Here is a 21,584-nt window from a genome sequence, read left to right on the forward strand (position 1 = left end):
CGGTTCGGGCTGGGGATTGTTGGCTCAAGAGCTTTCACCCGGGCGGCCTTGCTCGAAGCGAACCGCGACTCTAAAGAGGCGCAACCGACAAAAGGAAGGAAACGTCAAATGAGCATTCGTCGCATCGATGTTGGCCCGCGCATGAGCCAGATCGTCATTCACGGCAACACCGTCTACCTGGCCGGCCAGGTCGGCGAACCAGGCGGCAACGTCGCGTCCCAGACCAGGGACATTCTGGCGGCCATCGACGAATTTCTGGCCCAAGCCGGCACGGACAAGACCAAGATCCTGCAGGCGATCATCTGGCTGGCCGACATGAGCACATTCTCGGAAATGAACGCGGAATGGGACAAGTGGGTGCCGCAGGGCCACACCCCGGCCCGCGCCTCCGGCGAGGCCAAGCTCGCCGGACCGGAGTATCTTGTCGAGATCATCATCACCGCGGCGATCTGATCGCACCTTTCTACTTCCGCCTTGTGGGAGGTCGGACCGAAGGTCCGGGTGGGGGTAGGCGCCGCACCCCCAACCCGCCGCTTCGCGGCGACCCTCCCCACAAGGGTCCCCTCGAGGGGAGGGTAAGGGCGCACTACCCCTGCGAAGGCGTGAACCGCGCCACCAGCGTGTGGCTCTCCGCCGGATAAATGAAGCGGACATGGGTGACGGGGTGCTCGGCGCTCCATGTCCGCCGCTCGACCACCAGGCACGGCGCGCCGGCCTCGATGTCGAGGGCATCGGCGATATGATCATCGGCGGCAATGGCGCGGATGCGGTGCTCGGCTTCGCTCCACGGCACGCGCCCGATCAGCCATGGCCCAGCTGCGATGTCGAGAAACTCCTCCTCGCCAGCTTCTGCCACCGCAGCCAGGTTGATCAGCCGCTGTTCGTGCGCGAATGGCCGCTGTCCCGCGAAATGCAGGCCCTCCAACGCCAGCACTGGCCCTGAAGCGGCAAGTTCGAGCAGCATGCGGTCCTCGGCGCTGCTGCGTCGCTTCAACCGCTCCAGCCTTTCATAGTGATAGGCAAGCCCAAGCGCCTCGACCTCGATCCTGATATCATGGATCTCCAGCACCGCGGCTTGCGACTGCGGCCGGCGGACAAAGCTGCCTGAACGGCGCCGGCGCTCGATCAGCCCGGCCTTGGCAAGCTGCGACAGCGCCTTGTTCACCGTCATCCGCGAGCACTTGTACTCGGCAGTCAGTTCGTGCTCGAACGGAATGCGGTGGCCGGGAGCCCAGGCGCCGGACAATATTTTCTCGCTGATGTCGGACAGGATGCGCTGGTGCAGCGACACAGCCTCGCTGCCTTCCGCATCCCCACCATTCGCATCCAATGTCTCGATGATATTCATGTCGAAAGCGCCGCCATCACATCGCGAAAGCGCGACGCAATGGCATCGCGCCTTGCATGCCTGCCGCCACTGACCAGTTTTGCGCCATGCACCCAGACGCAATCGACCTTGGTGCCATTGGCGAAGATCCAGGCATCGAGGATCGCGTCCCCGGTCTTGCCGGATAGCGAGGGATGACTTGCGTCGAGCGAGACGAAATCGGCAGGCGCACCGGAGGCTATCCGCGACGGGCCGGCGCCAAGAGCGGCACTGCCACCGTCGAGTGCCGCATCGAACAACGCACGACCGGTCGAGCCGCCGGCAACCGCGAGCACGTTGCGGGCACGATGGGCGAGACGCTGCGAATATTCGAGCTGCCGCAATTCGTCGGGCAGGCCGATCAGCACGTTGGAATCGGAGCCGACACCGAAGCGGCCGCCATGTCCTATAAACAGGGGCGCGGTAAAAGTGCCGTCGCCAAGATTGGCCTCGGTGATCGGGCATAGACCCGCGACGGCACCACTCTTGGCCATCGCGATCGTCTCGGCTTCCGTCGTGTGGGTGGCGTGGATCAGGCACCAGCGCCGGTCGACACTGGCATTGGCGAGCAGCCATTCCACTGGCCGCGCGCCAGACCAGGCAAGGCAGTCCTCAACCTCTTTCACTTGCTCGGCGACGTGAATGTGGATCGGTTCGTCAGGTGCCATCGCGGCAATTGCAGCAAGTTCATCGGGGCTCGCGGCGCGCAGGCTGTGCGGCGCAACGCCGACGACAGGCTTATTCAACGCGCGAACACATTCCCGGCTTTTCTCAAGCAGCAGGGAGAACCGGTTCACATCATTGATGAATCGCCGCTGGCCTTCATTGGGGGCAGCCCCGCCGAAAGAGGAATGCGCATAGAACACCGGCAGAAGCGTCAAACCGATGCCTGTGTCGGCGGCCGCCGCTGCGATGCGCTCGGCCATCTCGGCGATGTTGGCGTAGGGTTTTCCGTTGCGGTCGTGATGGAGATAGTGGAATTCGCCGACGCGTGAAAAACCGGCCTCCAGCATCTCGACGTAGAGCTGTGCTGCGACCGCCTCGACCTGGTCCGGCGTCATCGACAGCGCGAAACGGTACATCACCTCGCGCCAGCTCCAGAAACTGTCGGCCGATGGGCCGCGCAATTCGGCAAGGCCGGCCATGCAGCGCTGGAAGGCATGGCTGTGCAGGTTCGGCATTCCAGGCAAGAGAATGGCGTGGCGCTCGTCGCCGGGCTGGGGCGATGCGCCCGGCTCGGCCGTTGTGATGCGTCCATCGCCAGCGACGATGCGCACCTTGTCATGCCAGCCGTTGGCCAGAAGCGCCTGTTCCGCAAAGATCGCCGTCACGTCTTTCTCCAAATGTCTGATCGCTCGCGATGATAGCGCTTGCGTCGCGTTTCAATATGTATATACATAATAGCCATCAATTGAAACGGAAAAGATGATGGCGGCAGCGAACAAAAGCCGGGCAGGGGGCCTTCACCTTTGGCGCAATGCGCGCCTGGCGACCATGGCCGAAAGCGCGACCGGGCTGGGCATCGTCGAAAAGGGCGCGGTCGCGGCGCGCGACGGCATCATTGTCTATGCCGGCGCGGAAGCGGAAATGCCGGCGGCCGTCGGCCAAGGCGCGGAAATCGTCGACTGCGGCGGCCGTTGGATCACGCCCGGCCTGATCGACTGCCACACCCATCTCATCCATGCCGGCAATCGCGCCAGTGAATTCGAGATGCGGCTGGCCGGCGCCACCTATGAAGAGGTCGCCAGGGCCGGCGGCGGCATCGTCTCCTCGGTCAAGGCGTTGCGGGCTGCCGGCGAGGACGAGCTGGTCGCGCAGTCGCTGCCGCGCCTCGATGCGCTGATTGCCGAAGGCGTCACGTCAGTCGAGATCAAGTCGGGCTACGGCCTCGACCTCGAAAACGAGAAGAAATCGCTGCGCGCCGCCAGGCGCTTGGGCGAAGAGCGGCCGGTGACGGTCAGGACGAGTTTCCTCGGTGCCCATGCGCTGCCGCCCGAGGCGAAAGGCGACAAGGACGCTTTTGTCGATCTGGTCGCGAACGAAATTCTTCCGGCGGTCGCCGCCGAGGGTTTGGCCGATGCCGTCGATGGGTTCTGCGAGAGCATCGCCTTTTCGCCGGAGCAGATTTCGCGCGTTTTCGATGCGGCCAAGGCGGCTGGGCTGCCGGTAAAGCTCCACGCCGATCAATTGTCCAATCTGCACGGCGCCGAACTCGCCGCGCGCTATGGTGCGCTGTCGGCGGACCATCTCGAATACACCGACGAGGCCGGCGCGGCGGCAATGGCCAGGGCTGGCACCGTGGCGACGATCCTACCCGGCGCCTACTACTTCATTCGCGAGACCAAGAAGCCGCCGATTGCCCTGTTCCGCCAGCATGGCGTCGGGATGGCTGTCGCCACCGACAACAATCCCGGCACCTCGCCGCTGACCTCGCTGTTGCTGACCATGAACATGGCGGCGACCTTGTTCGGCCTGACCGTCGACGAATGCCTGGCTGGTGTCACCCGCGAGGCTGCCCGCGCTCTCGGCCTGCTTGGACAGGCCGGCACGATCGAGGCTGGCAAATCGGCCGACCTCGCGATCTGGGACATCGAGCGCCCGGCCGAACTCGTCTATCGCATGGGCTTCAACCCGCTGCATGCTCGCATCTGGAGGGGACAATGACCGAACTCGTACTGAAGCCGGGCAACGCGACCTTGGCCGACTGGCGCGCCGTTTATCGCGGCGCCGTGCCGAAACTCGACAATTCGTGCTGGCCGAAGATCAAGGCCAGCGCCGAGGCCGTGGCGCGTATCGTCGCCAAGGGCGAGCCGGTCTATGGCATCAACACCGGCTTCGGCAAGCTGGCCAGCGTCCGTATCCCCGCCGCCGATCTCGAAACGCTCCAGCGCAACATCGTGCTGTCGCACGCTGCCGGCGTCGGGGAGCCGATGCCCGTTGCGGTGGTCCGGCTGATGATGGCGCTGAAGCTCGCCAGCCTGGCGCAGGGCGCCTCCGGCGTGCGCCTTGAAACCGTCGAATTGCTGGAAGCGATGCTGGCCAACGATGTCATTCCGGTGGTGCCGGCGCAAGGCTCGGTCGGCGCCTCGGGTGATCTTGCGCCGCTGTCGCACATGACGGCGGTGATGATCGGCGTCGGCGAGTGTTTTACGCCGCATGGCCGCTTCCCGGCCAAGGTCGCTTTCGTCTCGCACGGGCTGGAGCCGGTGACGCTCGGAGCCAAGGAAGGTCTGGCGCTGCTCAACGGCACGCAGTTTTCGACCGCCTATGCGCTGGCCGCCTTGTTCGAGGCCGAAGTTCTCTACCAGTCGGCTTTGGTCGCCGGCGCGCTGTCTACCGACGCGGCTAAAGGCTCCGACGCGCCCTTCGACCCGCGCATCCATCTCTTGAGAAAACATCGCGGCCAGATCGAGACGGCGGACGCGCTGCGCAAGCTGATGGCCGGAAGCGCCATCCGTGAATCGCACCGGGTCGGTGACGAGCGCGTGCAGGACCCTTATTGCCTGCGCTGCCAGCCACAGGTGATGGGCGCGGCCCTCGACGTGTTGCGCAAGGCCGCCGACACGCTCGGCACCGAGGCCAATGGCGTTACCGACAATCCGCTGATCTTCGCCGAGGACGATACCGCACTTTCCGGTGGCAATTTCCACGCCGAGCCGGTGGCCTTCGCCGCCGACATGATCGCGCTTGCCGTCTGCGAGATCGGTTCGCTGTCGGAGCGACGCATCGCCATGCTGGTCGACCCGGCGCTCTCGGGCCTGCCGGCCTTCCTGACACCGAAGCCGGGCCTGAACTCCGGCTTCATGATCCCACAGGTGACGGCGGCAGCACTTGTCTCCGAGAACAAGCAGAAGGCCTATCCGGCCAGTGTCGATTCGATCCCGACCTCGGCCAACCAGGAGGACCACGTGTCGATGGCCGCGCATGGCGCGCGCCGTCTCATCGGCATGATCGAGAATGCGACGGCTGTCATCGGCATCGAATTGCTGGCCGCGGCCCAGGGCTGCGATTTTCATGCGCCGCTGGCCTCGAGCGATGCATTGGAGGCGGTGCGCAAGCTGGTGAGGGCAGAAGTGCCGCATCTCGACAATGACCGGCATTTCCATCCCGACATGGAAAGGGCCATCGCCATGGTACGAGATGGGCGGCTGATTGAGGCGGTGGATGGCGTGACGCTGCCCCCGGTGACGGGAGTGCTGTGATGGATTGTTTCGCCTATGGGGCCAGCGTTTCCTGTGATGACGTATTCTATGAGGCGCTGTCGTGACTCCCTCCTGGCTCACGGTTACCCGCGGCACTGCGTCTCTGCTGGTTTCGGTCCCCCATGCCGGCATCGATCTGGCGGGCATCGAGAATCGTCTGGTTTCGCCCTGGCTCGGCCGCCGCGACTGCGACTGGTGGATCGATAAGCTCTATGACTTTGCCGAAGGTCTTGGCGCGACAGTCGTCCACACCGCGATCTCGCGCACCGTCATCGACGTAAACCGCGACCCGTCCGGCGCCTCGCTCTATCCCGGCCAGACGACCACCGGCCTGTGCCCGACCGAGACCTTCGACGGCGATCCGCTCTATCGCGAGGGCGAAGAGCCCGGACCGTCGGAAATCGACGAACGCCGCGAGAAATACTTCATGCCTTATCATGCGGCCTTGCAGGCCGAGATCGACAGGCTGCGCGCCCTGCACGGCCGGATCGTGCTCTACGATTGCCACTCGATCCGCTCGGTGCTGCCACGCCTGTTCGAAGGCACGCTGCCGGTGTTCAACCTCGGCACCAATGACGGCAAGAGCGCCGACCCGGCCTTGCAGGCCATGGTCGGCGGGATCCTGGCCGGGGCCGGCGAGAGTTTTGTCGTCAACGGCCGCTTCAAGGGCGGCTGGATCACCCGCCATTTCGGCCAGCCGCAAGGTGGCGTCCATGCGCTGCAGATGGAGCTCTCCAACCGTGGCTATATGCGCGAGCCCGAAGGCAAGGGCACGCCGGACAATTGGCCGATGCCCTACGATGCCGCGTTCGCAGCGCCCATCCGCGCCACGCTGGAGAATATCCTCAAGACCGCGATTGTCTGGGCGCAGAGCTGACAAGCGCCGCCTACTCCTTCGAAAGGGAACGCTATGAACGATCCTCGCCATAACATCCGCGAAGTCCGCAGCCCGCGCGGCGCCGAGCTCAATGCCCGGACATGGCTGACGGAAGCGCCGCTGCGCATGCTGATGAACAATCTCGATCCCGACGTCGCCGAAAACCCCAATGAACTGGTCGTCTATGGCGGCATCGGCCGGGCGGCGCGCACCTGGAACGATTTCGACCGCATCGTCGCCTCGCTGAAGACGCTGGCCGAGGACGAGACGCTGCTGGTGCAGTCGGGCAAGCCGGTCGGCGTCTTCCGCACCCACGCCGACGCGCCGCGCGTGCTGATCGCCAATTCCAACCTGGTGCCGCACTGGGCGACCTGGGAGAAATTCAACGAGCTCGATAAGAAGGGCCTGATGATGTACGGCCAGATGACGGCCGGCTCGTGGATCTACATCGGCACGCAAGGCATCGTGCAGGGCACCTACGAGACCTTCGTCGAGGCCGGCCGCCAGCACTATGGCGGCAATCTCAGAGGCAGATGGATTCTGACCGGCGGCCTCGGCGGCATGGGCGGCGCCCAGCCGCTCGCCGCTGTCATGGCTGGCGCCTGCTGCCTGGCGATCGAATGCGATCCCGATCGCATCGATTTCCGGCTGCGCACCCGCTATGTCGACGAGCGCGCCGATACGCTGGACGAGGCGCTGGAGAAGATCGAGCGCTGGACCAGGGCCGGCGAGGCGAAGTCGGTCGGCCTGGTCGGCAATACCGCCGACATCGTGCCGGAACTGGTGCGGCGTGGTGTCCGCCCAGACATGGTCACGGACCAGACGTCGGCCCATGATCCGCTGAACGGCTATTTGCCCAAGGGCTGGTCGCTCGCCGAATGGCGCGAGAAGCGCACGTCCGACCCCAGGGCGGTCGAGAGAGCCGCCCGCGCTTCGATGCGCGAGCATGTCGAGGCGATGGTGGCGTTCTGGAATGCCGGCGTGCCGACGCTCGACTACGGCAACAACATTCGACAGGTTGCCAAGGAAGAGGGGTTCGAGAACGCCTTTGCCTTCCCCGGCTTTGTGCCGGCCTATATCCGGCCGCTGTTTTGTCGCGGCATCGGCCCGTTCCGCTGGGCGGCGCTCTCGGGCGATCCGGAAGACATCTACAAGACCGACGCCAAGGTGCGCGAATTGACGCCGGGCAACACCCATCTGCACAACTGGCTGGACATGGCGCGCCAGCGCATCGCTTTTCAGGGCTTGCCGGCGCGCATCTGCTGGGTCGGCCTAGGCGACCGCCACAGGCTCGGCCTTGCCTTCAACGAGATGGTGGCCAGGGGTGAGCTCAAGGCGCCAGTGGTCATCGGCCGTGATCACCTCGATTCCGGCTCCGTCGCCTCGCCGAACCGCGAGACGGAATCGATGAAGGACGGCTCTGATGCGGTCTCCGACTGGCCACTGCTCAACGCGCTGCTCAACACTGCCTCCGGCGCGACCTGGGTGTCGCTGCACCATGGCGGCGGTGTCGGCATGGGCTTTTCGCAGCATGCCGGCATGGTCATCGTCGCCGACGGCACGCGCGAGGCGGCAAAGCGGCTGGAGCGCGTCCTGTGGAATGACCCTGCGACCGGCGTCATGCGCCACGCCGACGCCGGTTACGATATCGCGGTTGATTGCGCCAGGGAGCACCAGCTCAATCTGCCGGGCATTCTCGGCTGAGCCGAACCATGCGTATCCTCAGGGCCGCCGAATACCGCGTCATGCCGTGGAAGAACGGCGGCGGCACGACGACGGAGATCGCCGTCTCGCCTGACGGCGCCGGGCTCGACGATTTCGACTGGCGCGTTTCCATGGCGCGCGTCGAAAGCGGTGGCCCGTTCTCCGGCTTCGCTGGCGTCGACCGCACGCTGGCGGTGCTGGAAGGCGGTGGCGTCGCGCTCGACATCGCCGGCCGTGCTCCGACTGAGCTGACCGGAGCGTCGGCGCCATTTTCCTTTCCGGCCGACGTGCCGACGCAGGCCGCCCTGATCGCCGGCCCCATCACCGATCTCAACGTCATGACCCGCCGCGGGCGAATGACGCACAAGGTCGAGCGCCTGGTCATTTCAACTCCACTGGATATCCGCACGGAGGCGGCAACCACGCTCGTTCTGTGCGTAGACGGCACCGTCACGGCCGGCCTCGCGGGGGCCGCGAGACTGGAGCCCCGCGATACGCTGATGATCGGACCGGATGCCCGGGAAATGCGCCTGGAGCCTGCACGAACGGCGATGCTGTTCATGATCAGCATCGACCGCGTCCCGGCAAACGATTAACGCCTGTCTCCAAACATGATCGCGGCCCGGGCCGAATTTGGCGTAAGCTGCTGCCCGCATCACGAAAAAGCCTGAATCCTTTCTTCGATCAAATCGGATGGAAGAGAGGGGCGCTCGTCCGGAAGTTGTCGAAGGCGACGCCTGTCGTGGTGCGGACATAACTTTCGGCAAATTGTCGTGATGCAACCAATTGCATTTGAACCGGTTTTAGGGACATTGCCGTGGCGGTGACGCCGCAGTGCGTCCCTCCATGCGGAATTTTCAATGAATATCCAGACAAATCCCACCCAGATGGAAAAGACGAGCGCGAGCTTCCCGGCCATTACGGAAGAGCCGATACGCTCCCATTTCCTGCCTGAAGATCGCCTGCGCACGCTGGGCGCGAGCCTCGCCAAGGGCGACCTCAAGGATTTGTTCGGCCTGACCCCGTTCGACTTTCAGGCGCGCATCCGCGACAGCGCCCGCAAGATCCTCGAAGTCTACCGCTCGACCAATGCGGCGCAGGCGAGGGGCGAGACGATCACGCCGGCCGCGCAATGGCTGCTCGACAACAACTATCTGGTCGAGGAGACCATCTTCCAGGTCAAGCGCGACCTGCCGCGCCGTTTCTACCGGCAGTTGCCGACCCTGAAGCTGGCCGACGGCGCCAGCGTGCCCCGTGCGCTGGCGCTGGCCTGGACCTATGTCGCGCATTCCGACAGTTCCGTCTCGGCGACCATGTTCAAGGCGATCGTCGAAGGCTTCCAGTCGGTCGAACCGCTGAAGATCGGCGAGCTCTGGGCGCTGCCGTCGCTGCTGCGCTTCGTTCTGATCGAAAATCTTCGCCGGATCGCGGTCAGGGTCAATCGCACAAGGCAGATGCGCCAGATCGCCAACGAGGTCGCCGACCGCGTGCTGGCGACCGACGACAGCGCCGACCGCCAGGCCATCCTGTCGAACTACGGCGCCCATGCCCAGGACACCACCTTTGCCACCCAGCTGCTCTATCGTCTGCGCGACGGTTCGCAGAACGCCGGCAGGGCTTTGGAATGGCTGGAAGGCGAGCTCGAAAAGACCGGCTCCGACGCCGAGGAAATCATCATCGGCGAGCATCGCACGCTGTCCAGCGGCAATGTGACCACCGGCAACATCATCCGCGGCCTCAGACTGATCAACGACATCGACTGGACGGTGTGGTTCGAAGGCGTCAGCCGCATCGACACGCTTCTGCGCGAGCGCACCGATTTCGCCGCGCTCGATTTCTTCTCGCGCGACCAGTACCGGACCGCGATCGAGGCGCTGGCGCGCCGCTCCGATCTTTCCGAATTTCGCGTCGCCGAAAAGGCGATCGAACTCGCCGGTCATGCCTCCATCGCCGATGCCCCGGTTTCGAATGCCTCTGCCACCGAAACCGGTCCGGTCGCTCACGCCGACGTCGGCTTCTTTCTCGTCGGCCCGCGCCGGCTGGAGCTGGAAAAGGCGATCGGCTATCGGCCGACCGTCAGCGTCGCGGTCAAACGGGCGTTCGGCAAGACCGGATGGCTGGGCATTGTCGTGCCGGTGTTCGCCCTGACGGTCCTGCTTCTGGTCCTCTCAGGCAATGCGCTAGTCAATCTCGGGCTGTCCGTGCCTTCCATCGTCTTGATGCTGGCGCTGTTTGCCGTGCCGGCCAGCGAAGGCGCGCTTGCCTTCTTCAACACCGTCGTATCGTTGTTCCTAAAGCCGACGCGTCTCATCGGCTACGATTACAGGCACGGTCTGCCGCCCGAGGCGCGCACGCTGGTGGTGGTTCCGTCGCTGATCGGCTCGCGCGACGACGTCGAGGAAAACATCCGCAACATCGAAGTGCATCATCTCGCCAACACCGAGGACGAAATCTATTTCGCGCTGCTTTCGGACTGGCCGGACTCGAAGACCGAAATCGATGCGGCCGATATCGAGATCCTCCAATATGCGCGTGACGAGATCGCGCGGCTGAACGCCCGCTATCCCAGCGAAGGCGCGCCGCGCTTTTATGTCCTGCACCGCCGGCGGCTCTACAACGAAGCCCAGGGTGTCTGGATGGGCTGGGAGCGCAAGCGCGGCAAGCTGCACGAGTTGGACCTGCTGCTGCGCGGCGACAGCGATACCACCTTCCTGCCGCTGGATGTGCCATTGCCGGAAGACGTCGTCCATGTGATGACGCTGGACGCCGACACGCGCACCACCCGCGATGCCGTCGCCGCCTTGGTCGGCAAGCTGTGCCATCCGCTCAACCGCCCGCATTTCGATGCGGCAAAGCGCGTCGTCACATCAGGCTATACCATCCTGCAGCCGCGCATCACCGCCTCGCTGACCAGCGGCGACGACGCCTCCTTCTTCCAGCGGATCTTTTCCGCCAATCGCGGCCTCGATCCTTACGTCTTTGCCGTGTCGGATATCTACCAGGATGTCTTCGGCGACGGCTCTTTCACCGGCAAGGGCCTCTATCATGTCGACGCCTTCGAGGCGGCGCTGAAGGGCCGCATCGAGGAAAACACCATCCTCAGCCACGATCTGCTCGAAGGCGCGCTGGCGCGCTCGGCATTGATCACCGACGTCGAGCTGGTCGAGGATTATCCGACCCGCTATTCGGTCGACGCCTCGCGCCACCATCGCTGGGCCCGTGGCGACTGGCAGCTTCTGGGCTTCATCCTCGATCCGCGCTCCGGCGTGCCTGCGCTGTCGCGCTGGAAGATGATCGACAATCTGCGCCGCTCGCTGACACCGATCTTCTGGGTGATGGCGGCGATCGCAGGCTGGACGCTGCTGCCCTTCACGCAGGCCGCGCAATGGCAGGCGTTGCTGATCCTCACGCTGTTCATGGCGCCGACCTTCGATATCGTCAATTCGATCCTGCCGAAAAGCGGCGACCAGACGCCACGCGGCCATTTCTCGGCCCTGGCGCACGACGTGGTCTTCGGCACTGCCCTTGTAGCGCTGAAGATCGTGCTGATGGCGCACAATGCCTGGATGATGGGCGACGCCATCATCCGCACCCTTTACCGGCTGTTCGTCAGCCGGCAGAACCTGCTCGAATGGCGCACCGCCTCGCAGGCGCACAAGAACGGCGACAATGATCTCAGCTCCTACTATGGCATGATGTATGGCGCGGTCATCATCGGCGTCGTCGGCCTCGCCATACCGGTACTGGCCGATTCCACCGGGGCCTTCGTCGCCTTCTTCTTCGCGCTGTTCTGGATCGGCTCGCCGGCCGTCGCCTGCTGGATCAGCCGCTCGGCCGAAACCGAGGATCGGCTGCGCATATCGGCGGCCGATATCCACGCGCTGCGTACCGTCGCGCGGCGCACCTGGCATTATTTCGAGACCTTCGTCACCGCCGAGCACCACAATCTGCCGCCCGACAATTTCCAGGAGAGCCCGGCGCCGGTCGTCGCGCCGCGCACCTCGCCGACCAACATCGGCGTCTATCTTCTGTCGGTGGTTTCGGCGCGCGACTTCGGCTGGATCAGCCTGTCCGACGCCATCACCCGTATCGACGCCACCATGACGACCATCGAGAGCATGCCGCGCGACCGCGGCCATCTCTTCAACTGGTACGACACGACGACGCTGAAACCGCTCTATCCGCTCTATATTTCCGCCGTCGACAGCGGCAATCTCGCCGGCCATCTGGTGGCGGTGGCCGCCGCCTGCGCCGAATGGGCGGAAGCGCCTTCCGTTCACCTCCAGGGCGATTTCGAGGGCATCCTCGATACGGTGACGATCCTCGACGAAAGCCTCGAGGAATTGCCTGACGACCGCCGCCAGTTGCGGCCGTTGCGCCAGCGTCTCGCCGATCGCCTCGATGGCATGCGGCGGGCTGTCCTGTCGATCAAGGCGCAGCCCGAGATGGCGTCGATCCGCACCATCAACCTGGCTGTTCTGGCCGGCGAGATCCGCAAGCTCGCCGTGGCCATCCACACCGAGGCCGCGTCGACGCGCAGCGACATCATCGCCGACTGGGCGGCCAGGCTGGAGGCCACCTGCGAGGCGCATGTCCATGACGCTCACAGCGACGACAATGCCGTCGAGGCCTTGCGTGCCAAGCTTCTGGCGCTGCGCGAGCGTACGCGCCGCTTCGCCTTCGAAATGGATTTCTCCTTCCTCATGCGGCAGGAGCGCAAGCTCCTGTCGATCGGCTACCGGGTCGAGGAGCATCAGCTCGACGAAAGCTGCTACGACCTTCTCGCCTCCGAGGCGCGGCTGACAAGCCTGTTCGCCATCGCCAAGGGCGATCTGCCGACCGAACACTGGTTCCGGCTCGGCCGGCCGATCGTCGAGATCGGTTTCCAGGGCGCGCTGATGTCCTGGTCCGGCTCGATGTTCGAGTATCTGATGCCGCCGCTGGTGATGAAGGAGCCGCAAGGCTCGATCCTCAATCAGACCAGCAAGCTGATCATCAAGCGCCAGATCCAGTATGCCCGCTCGAAGAACGTGCCCTGGGGCATTTCGGAAGCGGCCTACAACGCCCGCGACCGCGAACTGACCTACCAGTACACCAATTTCGGCGTGCCCGGACTTGGCCTGAAGCGCGGCCTTGGCCAGAATACCGTGATCGCACCTTACGCGACGATTCTAGCGGCGCAGTTCACCCCGCGCGAATCCGTGCAGAACCTCGCCAGGCTGACGGCCATCGGCGCGCTTGGCCGGCATGGCTATTACGATGCGGTGGATTTCACCCCGCAGCGCGTGCCCGAAGGCACCGACCATGCCGTCGTGCTGAACTACATGGCCCACCATTCCGGCATGTCGATCGCCGCCGTTGCCGACGCCATCTTCGAAGGGCGTTTGCGCGACCGCTTCCATTCAGATCCGGTGATCGAATCCGCCGAGTTGCTGCTGCAGGAAAGAGCGCCGCGCGACATCCCGACCGCGACCGTCAGGACCGAGGCCGACGAGCGCTCGAAGGACGAAACCGAAGTCGAGAGCCCGGACACGCGCATCGTGCTCGATCCCCTCAGGGCGTTGCGTTCGACCAGCGTCATGTCCAATGGCCGCTACTCGGTCATGGTCTCCGCCACCGGCTCGGGCTACAGCCGCTGGGGCGAGCTTGCCGTCACGCGCTGGCAGCCGGATCCGACCGAGGATCGGCTTGGCTCCTATATCTTCCTGCGCGACGCCGGCAGCGGCGACTGGTGGTCGGCAACCGCTGAGCCGAAGCGCGCGACGGACGAACGCGTGCAGACGCTGTTTTCCGACGACAAGGCGAGCTTCGTCAAATCCGTGGGATCCCTGCGCTCGGAGGTCGAATGCATCGTCATTTCCGAAGGCAACGGCGAAGGCCGGCGGGTGACGCTCTACAATGATGGCGCCACCGACCGGCACATCGAAGTGACCTCATTTGCCGAACTGGTGCTGGGATCGGAGGCCTCGGACTACGCACATCCGGCCTTTTCGAAGATGTTCGTGGAAACCGAAATCGCCGCCAACAAAGGTTCGATCTTCGCGACACGGCGCAAACGCGAAACCGACGAGCCTGATGTCACGATGGTGCATTTCGTCACCGATCCGTCTGGACCGGCGCGCGACGCCGAGGCGGAAACCGACCGGCGCGCCTTCATCGGCCGCGGCCGCACCATCACCGAGGCCGCCGCCTTCGATCCAGGCGCCAAGCTCGGCGGCCATTCCGGCTTCACGCTGGACCCGATCGCCTCGCTGCGCCGGCAGGTGCGCGTGCCTGCCAACAAGAAGATCTCGCTGACCTTCTGGACCATCGTCGGCGCCAACCGCGCCGAACTCGACGAAGCCATTGCGCGCCTTGACCATCCGGAAAGCTTCGCCCGCCAGGCGATGCTCGCCTGGACCCGCAGCCAGGTGCAGACCCGTCACCTCGGCCTCAGCCTGACCGACGCCGCCAATGTGCAGAAGCTGGCGCGCTATCTGATCTATCCCGATCCATTCCTGCGCCTTCCCGCGGAATCCATCGCCTCCGGGCTCGGCAAGCAATCCAACCTGTGGCCGACCAGCATATCCGGCGATTTTCCGATCTTCCTGGTTCGGATCGGCGATGTCGCCGATCTGGAAATCGTCGCCCAGGCGCTCCGTTTCCAGGAATATATGCGCGCCCGCGGCATGATGATCGATTTCGTCGTCGTCAATGAACAGGCCTCGTCCTACGTGCAGGACCTGCAGCGGGCTGTCGAGACATTGTGCGAAAACAGCCGCTTGCGCGGCAAGGAACTGGGACCGCGCCAGCACATCTTCGCGGTGCGCCGCGACCTGATGGACGAGGCGACCTACAAGACGCTGCTCGCTGCCGCGCGCATCGTGCTGCATACGCGCAACGGCACCATCTTCGACCAGATCGAGCGCGCCGAGGCCGCCGCGCTTCAGGCGCGGGATGCCTTGCAGCCCGTTGGCACCATGGCTCGCGAGCCGTCCTTGCCGGCGCCGGTCAGCGCGCAGGCACTGGCGGCCCAGTCCTTGATCGAAAGCAGGGCCGATGGCAGCGGGCTCAGTCTCTGGAACGGTTTTGGCGGCTTTGACGGCGACGGACGCCACTACGTCACGCGTCTTGCCGGCCGGCGTACGACGCCGCAGCCCTGGATCAACGTCGTCTCCAACGCGTCGTTCGGCTTCCATGTGTCGGCCGAGGGCGCCGCCTTCACCTGGAGCCGCAACAGCCGGGACTATCAGCTGACGCCATGGTCGAACGACCCGGTTTCGAACCGGCCGGGCGAGGGCATCTATATCCACGATCATGCCAGCGGCAAGGCATTCTCGCCGCTGGCCGCCGTGGTGCGCGATACCGCCATGACCTATGAAACATGGCACGGGCAGGGTTTTTCGACCTTCCGTTCGAAGCGTGGTCCACTGTCGATGGACCTTACCCATGTGGTGGACCCGGTCGATCCGGTGAAGATCTCGAGGCTGCGCATCCAGAATTCGGGGTCGGTACCGGCGCGGCTGCGTGTCTATGCCTATGCGGAATGGGTTCTTGGCAGTCATCGGTCGCGCACGGCGGCGACCATCATTCCGTCCAGGGACGCCGCGACCGGCGCCTTGTTGGCGCAAAACCCCTACGGGCTCGACTTCAGCGAGCGAGTCGCCTTCCTGGCCGCCGACGGCGCGGCACAGTCGGTGACGGCCGACCGCACGGAGTTCCTGGGCAGGCACGGCAGCAGCGAGTTTCCGCATGCGGTGCTGACCGGCGCGGCCCTGTCGGGCCGCGTCGAGGCCGGCGACGATCCGTGTGCCGCGATCGCACACGACGTCGACATCCCCGCCGGTGGCGACGTGACGCTGATCTGGCTGCTCGGCGATGCGGCCTCCGCCGAGGAGGCCAGCGCCCTGGTGCAGCATCATCGTGAGAAGGATTTCGATCAGCGGCTGGCCGACAATGAGCGCGTTTGGCGAGGCTTTCTCGACACCATACAGGTCGAGACGCCGGACAAGGCGCTCGACGCCATGGTCAACCACTGGCTACCCTACCAGAGCCTTGCCTGTCGCATCCGCGCCCGCTCGGCCTTCTACCAGGCGAGCGGCGCCTTCGGCTTCCGCGACCAGTTGCAGGACACGCTGGCGCTGCTGGCCCATGACCCCAAGCTGGCGCACGATCAGATCCTCAATGCGGCGCGGCGGCAATTCCCCGAAGGCGACGTGCAGCATTGGTGGCTGCCGCGCACCGATGCAGGCGTCCGCACCATGATCTCGGACGACGTGGTCTGGCTCGCCCATGCCACGGCACGCTATCTGCTGGTGACCGGCGACGCTGCTATCCTCGGAGAGCAGCTGCCCTTCATCGACGGACAGGCGCTGAGCGAGGGCGAGCACGATGCCTTCTTCACCCCGGAGATATCGAAGAAGACCGCTTCGCTCTATGACCATTGCGCGCGAGCGCTCGATCTTGCCGTCAAGCGCAGCAGCCCGGCCGGGCTGCCGCTGATCCTCGGCGGCGACTGGAACGACGGCATGAACCGCGTCGGCGAGCGCGGCAAGGGCGAGAGTGTCTGGCTGGGCTGGTTCCTGCTGAAGACGCTGGGCGACTTTGCCCCCGTCGCCAAGGCGCAGGGCGACGCCAAGCGCGCGCAGGCCTGGACAAAGCACGCCGATGCGCTGAAGCGGGCACTCGAAAGCACGGCCTGGGACGGGGAATGGTATCGTCGCGGCAGCTTCGACGACGGCACGCCGCTCGGGTCTCGCAATTCCGAGGAGTGCAAGATCGACTCGATCGCGCAGTCGTGGAGCGTGCTGTCGGGCGAGGGCGATCCGGCGCGCTCGACGACGGCGATGCAGCAGGCAATGAAGATGCTCGTCGACGACGAGCTGAAGATCGTCAAGCTGTTCACCCCGCCCTTCTCCCGGACAGAGAAGGATCCGGGCTACATCAAGAGCTATCCGCCGGGCGTCCGCGAGAACGGTGGCCAGTACACTCACGCGGCCACATGGTTTGTCATCGCGCTCGCCGAAATGGGGCGTACCGATGATGCCTACCGCTGTTTTTCCATGCTCAATCCGGTCAACCATGCGCTCGATGAGGCCGCTTCTGAGCATTATCGCGTCGAGCCCTATGTCGTGGCTGCGGACGTCTATGCCGGGCCGGGCAAGGGCGGTCGCGGCGGCTGGACCTGGTATACCGGCTCGGCCGGCTGGCTTTATCGTGCCGCGGTCGAAGGCATCCTCGGCATTGAGCGGCGCGGCAAGCAGATCACGTTCCGGCCGAAGCTGCCCAGCCATTGGGACGGCTACTCGGCAACGCTGAAGATGCTGGGTGCCGAAGTCAAAGTTCGGGTCGTCCGCGACAAAAAGGCCAAATCCATCTCGCTCGAAGTCAACGGAACCAAGACGAAATCTTCTGCCTTCGAGCCGAAAGCCGGCGAAAGGACCGAGGTGGTCGTTAAGATGCCCGCGTAAAATCAATGGCTTGAAGTCATTGTCGCGTGTCTTCCGGGACGCGCGACAAGCCATTGCGTTTATTTGCGTGGGCTCCTGGCGAACTGCCATGGAAGTCTGTCAGCGCGGGGGTATCCAAACTTCCGCTGATTAAAATAGTGGCAGTGCCCGGCTGCTGCCATGATTTTGCCGCAAGGCTGACATTTCACCTTTTATCTCAAACCGTTAGGTGATCACGACAGATTTCGCAACGTCGCCATCTTTTGTTCGCGAAACGGGAACTGAAGATGTACACGGGCATTGTTTTGCGACCCGTTAACCGGTACGTGTCAAGAAATGGTGCAGTGCACAATGAAAGTTTGGCGGAGTAGCTGAAGTGTCACTTCTGCAAATATACTGGAGAGCCCTCGGCTATCTCGCGGCCGACAAGAAACGCGTGTCGTTGATCTGCGGCGCCAACGTTGCTCTCGCCATCATCGCGATCCTAGAGCCGATCATGTTCGGACGGGTGATCGATGCCATTTCGGACCGCGGCTCGGTGTTTTCGACGCTCGGGCTGTGGGCTGGGCTGGGCGCCTTCAACATCATTGCTTTCGTGTTGGTGGCGCGCGGCGCCGACCGCTTTGCCCACGCCCGCCGCAGCGAGGTCCTTTGCGAGTCTTTTGAGCGCGTGATCACCATGCCGCTTGCCTGGCATCATCAGCGCGGCACGTCGAATTCGCTGCACACTTTGCTGCGCGCGGTCGAGACGCTGTTCAGCCTCTGGCTCGAATTCATGCGCCAGCATCTGTCCACCGCTGTCGCCCTGGTCCTGCTGGTGCCCACGGCGCTCAGCATGGATATCCGGATGTCGATGGTGCTGCTGGCGCTCGGCGTGCTTTACGTCGGCATCGGCCGGCTGGTGATGCGGCGCACCAAGGCAGGCCAGGCGGCCGTCGAGCGGCACTATCACAAGGTGTTCGCGCATGTGACCGACTCGGTCAACAATGTCGCCGTGCTGCAGAGCTACAACCGCATCGGCCACGAGACCGACGCGTTGAAGCGTTATGTCAAGAACCTGCTCGATGCCCAGAACCCGGTGCTCGACTGGTGGGCGATGGCCAATGCGCTGCACCGCCTGTCGTCGACCATCTCGATGATGGTCGTTCTCCTGATCGGCGCCTATCTGGTGACGCATGGCCAGTTGCGCATTGGCGACGTCATCGCCTTTACCGGCTTTGCCACGCTGCTGATCGCCCGCCTTGACCAGATGTCGGCTTTCGCCAACCAGATTTCCGAGGCGAGGGCGAAGCTGGAAGAGTTCTACAAGCTGGAAGATTCGGCCGCCGATGCGGCGGAACCGGAAGGCTTGCGCGAACTGGGTAGCGTCACCGGCCATGTCCGCTTCGAGAATGTCGGCTTCGAATTCGCGAATTCCGGACAGGGCGTCGACGACGTGTCGTTCGAGGTCCAGGCCGGCCAGACCGTCGCCATCGTTGGCCCGACCGGCGCGGGCAAGACCACGCTCATCAACCTTCTGCAGCGCGTGTTCACCCCGGCCAGCGGCCGCATCCTGATCGACGGCATCGACATTCGCTCGGTGACCCGCAAGTCGCTGCGCCACTCGATCGCCACCGTGTTCCAGGATGCCGGTCTGCTCAACCGCTCGATCGAGGACAACATCCGCGTCGGCAGGGCCGATGCGACCTATGACGAGGTCCACGCTGCCGCCTACGCCGCCGCCGCGCAGGACTTCATCCTGTCGAAGAGCGAGGGCTACGACACGCTTGTCGGCGAACGTGGCGGCCAGCTTTCGGGCGGCGAGCGTCAGCGTATCGCCATTGCCCGCGCCGTGCTGAAGGACGCGCCTATCCTGGTTCTCGACGAGGCGACCAGCGCGCTCGATGTCGAGACGGAAGACCGCGTCAAGGAGGCCATCGACGAGCTCCGGCGCGACCGCACGACCTTCATCATCGCCCACCGCCTGACCACCGTTCGCGACGCCGATCTGGTCGTGTTCATGGACAAGGGCAAGGTCGTCGAAATGGGTGGCTTCACGGAGCTGTCGCTGCGCAATGGCCGCTTTGCCAGCCTGCTGCGCGCCGGTGGCCTGCTCAACGACGAGGAAGTCCGCCGCCTCAGCCGTACCGTGACGGGCGAAGCCGCCTGAGGCTCGTTCCACCTCCCCCTTGTGGGGAGGTCGGACCGAAAGAACCGGGTGGGGGCACAGCGCCGCCCCCATTGCTTCACCGCCAGCCTCCCTACAAGGGGAGATGGCCGGGCTGCGACACACCACTCGATTGCCCAACAGATGCCGCCGGTCTATGTAAGATCGCATGAGCGATGCGACTTCACGCCAGACGGGTTTGATGGACCTTGCCAACCCGACACGCTTTGTCGGGCTGGCCGACAAGCTCGTGCCATGGCTGGCAGCGATAGCGGCGGTCATCCTTGCCGTTGGGCTTTATATGACTTTCACGGCGCCGGAGGATTTCCAGCAGGGCATCACCGTGCGCATCATGTATATCCACGTGCCTTTCGCCTGGCTGGCCATGATGTGCTACACGCTGATGGCGGTCTCTGCACTTGGCACGCTGGTCTGGCGCCATCCGCTGGCCGACGTCGCGCTGAAGTCGGCGGCCCCGATCGGCGCCGTCTTTACGGCGCTCGCGCTGATCACCGGTTCGATCTGGGGCAAGCCGATGTGGGGCACCTGGTGGGTGTGGGACGCGCGGCTGACCTCGGTCTTCGTTCTGTTCCTGATGTATCTCGGCATCATCGCGCTGACGCGGGCGCTCGACGATGTGGGGCGTGCCGCCTGGGCAGCCGCCATCATCACTTTGGTCGGCTTCATCAACATCCCGATCATCAAATTCTCGGTCGACTGGTGGAACACGCTGCACCAGCCCGCCTCGGTGTTCCGGATGGGCGGCTCGGCCATTGACCCCTCAATGCTGAGGCCGCTGCTGGTGATGGCGCTTGGCTTCACCGTGCTCTTCTTCGCACTGTATCTGACGGCGATGCGCACCGAAATCCGCCGCCGCCGCGTCATCTCCATGCGACGCGTTGCGGCGAGGCAGGCCGATAAGTCCTATTAGAGGGGCGCCTGACCTGGCCGTCATCTCACTCTGGTTCGTCCGACAACCACGTATCCTGCCATCAACATTATTCGTGACCGGCCGAAGCAGGCATGTTGCAATGCTGCAACACCGATCTCCATAACTTCGATCCCGCCCTCGTTTTCAGTGTTGACAGCCAAGCCGTGCACCGGAAGTGATGCATTATATTTGCCTGTTAATTGCCGTGGGGGATTTTGTCGATGAAAGTGCGTCTGCTTGCTGGGGTCTCCGCAATGGCCTTGACGCTGGGCTGGAACTCAGCCAACGCCGCCGACGCGGCGATCGAAGTCCCGGCGGCCCAGGATCTCTGGTACGTCACACTGTTTGGCGGCGCCAGCTTCCCGAATGATGTGAAAACGTTTGGCGTGCCCTACAACCAGGACTTTTCCATGGACTTCGACACCGGCTTCGTGGTCGGCGGCGTCGTTGGCAGGCGGCTCAACGATGTGTTCCGCCTCGAAGGTGAACTGTCCTATGCGCGCTACAAGGCGGATTCGTATGTGGAGGGCCCGAGTGCCTGGCTTCCGGCTGACGGCGATTTGTCCGCTACCTATCTGCTCGCCAACGTCTGGGCCGACGTTGCCCATTTTGGCGATGCCAAGCTTTACGTCGGCGGCGGCATCGGCGCCGCCTATGTGACCGCCGACACAACTTGGGATGGTCACACCTATGGATACGGGTCTGGCGGATGGGGTTTTGCCGGCCAGGCGGGAGCCGGCGTCACCTACGCATTGGCGCAGAATATCGACCTCGATTTCGGCTACAGGTTCAAGGCCGTCTCCGCCGTCGACTTCGAGTCCTCCCGCGAAGCAGTCAATGGTGTATACCAGAACGGCAAGTTAAATTCCCACAATCTGCAGCTTGGCGTTACATTCAAATTCTGATTGGTTCACGCTGATTGCCGTGATA

General features: G+C 64.2%; 12 protein-coding genes. 10 read left to right on the top strand and 2 right to left on the bottom strand.

All coding sequences use genetic code 11. The annotated features are described in order from the left end of the window. Positions 1 to 108 precede the first annotated feature (108 nt). Positions 109 to 453 carry a RidA family protein gene (locus tag MESS2_RS15240; RefSeq protein WP_008875255.1) on the top strand — a complete coding sequence of 115 codons (345 nt, stop codon included), beginning with the start codon at positions 109 to 111 and terminating at the stop codon, positions 451 to 453. Positions 454 to 586: 133 nt separating this feature from the next. Here the strand turns inward: MESS2_RS15240 and hutC are convergent, their stop codons facing one another. Both hutC and MESS2_RS15250 read right to left on the bottom strand, forming a co-directional pair. Beyond that, positions 587 to 1,348, bottom strand: a complete 762-nt coding sequence (hutC, locus tag MESS2_RS15245) for a histidine utilization repressor (RefSeq protein WP_008875256.1) — start codon at positions 1,346 to 1,348, stop codon at positions 587 to 589. Continuing rightward, positions 1,345 to 2,697: a formimidoylglutamate deiminase gene (locus tag MESS2_RS15250; protein ID WP_008875257.1), complete on the bottom strand. Its 1,353-nt coding sequence runs from the start codon at positions 2,695 to 2,697 to the stop codon at positions 1,345 to 1,347. Before MESS2_RS15250 ends, hutC begins: the two co-directional genes overlap by 4 nt. A 97-nt stretch (positions 2,698 to 2,794) precedes the next feature. Here MESS2_RS15250 and hutI point away from each other — a divergent pair, with 97 nt between their 5' ends. The 9 genes from hutI (at position 2,795) to MESS2_RS15295 (ending at position 21,559) form a co-directional block, all read left to right on the top strand. Beyond that, positions 2,795 to 4,030, top strand: a complete 1,236-nt coding sequence (hutI, locus tag MESS2_RS15255; protein ID WP_008875258.1) for an imidazolonepropionase — start codon at positions 2,795 to 2,797, stop codon at positions 4,028 to 4,030. Further along, complete coding sequence (gene hutH / locus MESS2_RS15260; protein WP_008875259.1) at positions 4,027 to 5,568, top strand: histidine ammonia-lyase; 1,542 nt, start codon at positions 4,027 to 4,029, stop codon at positions 5,566 to 5,568. The genes hutI and hutH overlap by 4 nt, the downstream gene beginning before the upstream one ends. Positions 5,569 to 5,629: 61 nt before the next feature. After that, entirely contained in the window at positions 5,630 to 6,445 is an 816-nt protein-coding gene (gene hutG / locus MESS2_RS15265) for an N-formylglutamate deformylase (protein ID WP_008875260.1), read from the top strand. 33 nt (positions 6,446 to 6,478) lie between these two features. Beyond that, positions 6,479 to 8,149, top strand: a complete 1,671-nt coding sequence (gene hutU / locus MESS2_RS15270) for a urocanate hydratase (RefSeq protein ID WP_008875261.1) — start codon at positions 6,479 to 6,481, stop codon at positions 8,147 to 8,149. 8 nt (positions 8,150 to 8,157) lie between these two features. Next, the gene (locus MESS2_RS15275; protein WP_008875262.1) at positions 8,158 to 8,745 is read left to right on the top strand and encodes a HutD/Ves family protein; all 588 of its coding nucleotides are present in this window, start codon (positions 8,158 to 8,160) and stop codon (positions 8,743 to 8,745) included. A 264-nt stretch (positions 8,746 to 9,009) separates the two neighbouring features. Further along, a complete protein-coding gene (locus MESS2_RS15280) occupies positions 9,010 to 17,598 on the top strand; it encodes a glycoside hydrolase family 94 protein (protein WP_008875264.1) in 8,589 nt (2,862 codons plus the stop codon). A gap of 355 nt (positions 17,599 to 17,953) precedes the next feature. Continuing rightward, on the top strand, positions 17,954 to 19,726 hold the full coding sequence (locus MESS2_RS15285) for a glucan ABC transporter ATP-binding protein/ permease (protein ID WP_008875266.1): 1,773 nt from the start codon (positions 17,954 to 17,956) through the stop codon (positions 19,724 to 19,726). Between the two features lie 166 nt (positions 19,727 to 19,892). Then, complete coding sequence (locus MESS2_RS15290) at positions 19,893 to 20,654, top strand: heme ABC transporter permease (RefSeq protein WP_008875267.1); 762 nt, start codon at positions 19,893 to 19,895, stop codon at positions 20,652 to 20,654. Positions 20,655 to 20,908: 254 nt separating this feature from the next. After that, positions 20,909 to 21,559, top strand: a complete 651-nt coding sequence (locus tag MESS2_RS15295) for an outer membrane protein (RefSeq protein ID WP_244440004.1) — start codon at positions 20,909 to 20,911, stop codon at positions 21,557 to 21,559. The last annotated feature ends 25 nt before the right edge of the window (positions 21,560 to 21,584 follow it).

The sequence above is a fragment of the Mesorhizobium metallidurans STM 2683 genome, assembly GCF_000350085.1.
GTDB classification, from domain to species: domain Bacteria; phylum Pseudomonadota; class Alphaproteobacteria; order Rhizobiales; family Rhizobiaceae; genus Mesorhizobium; species Mesorhizobium metallidurans.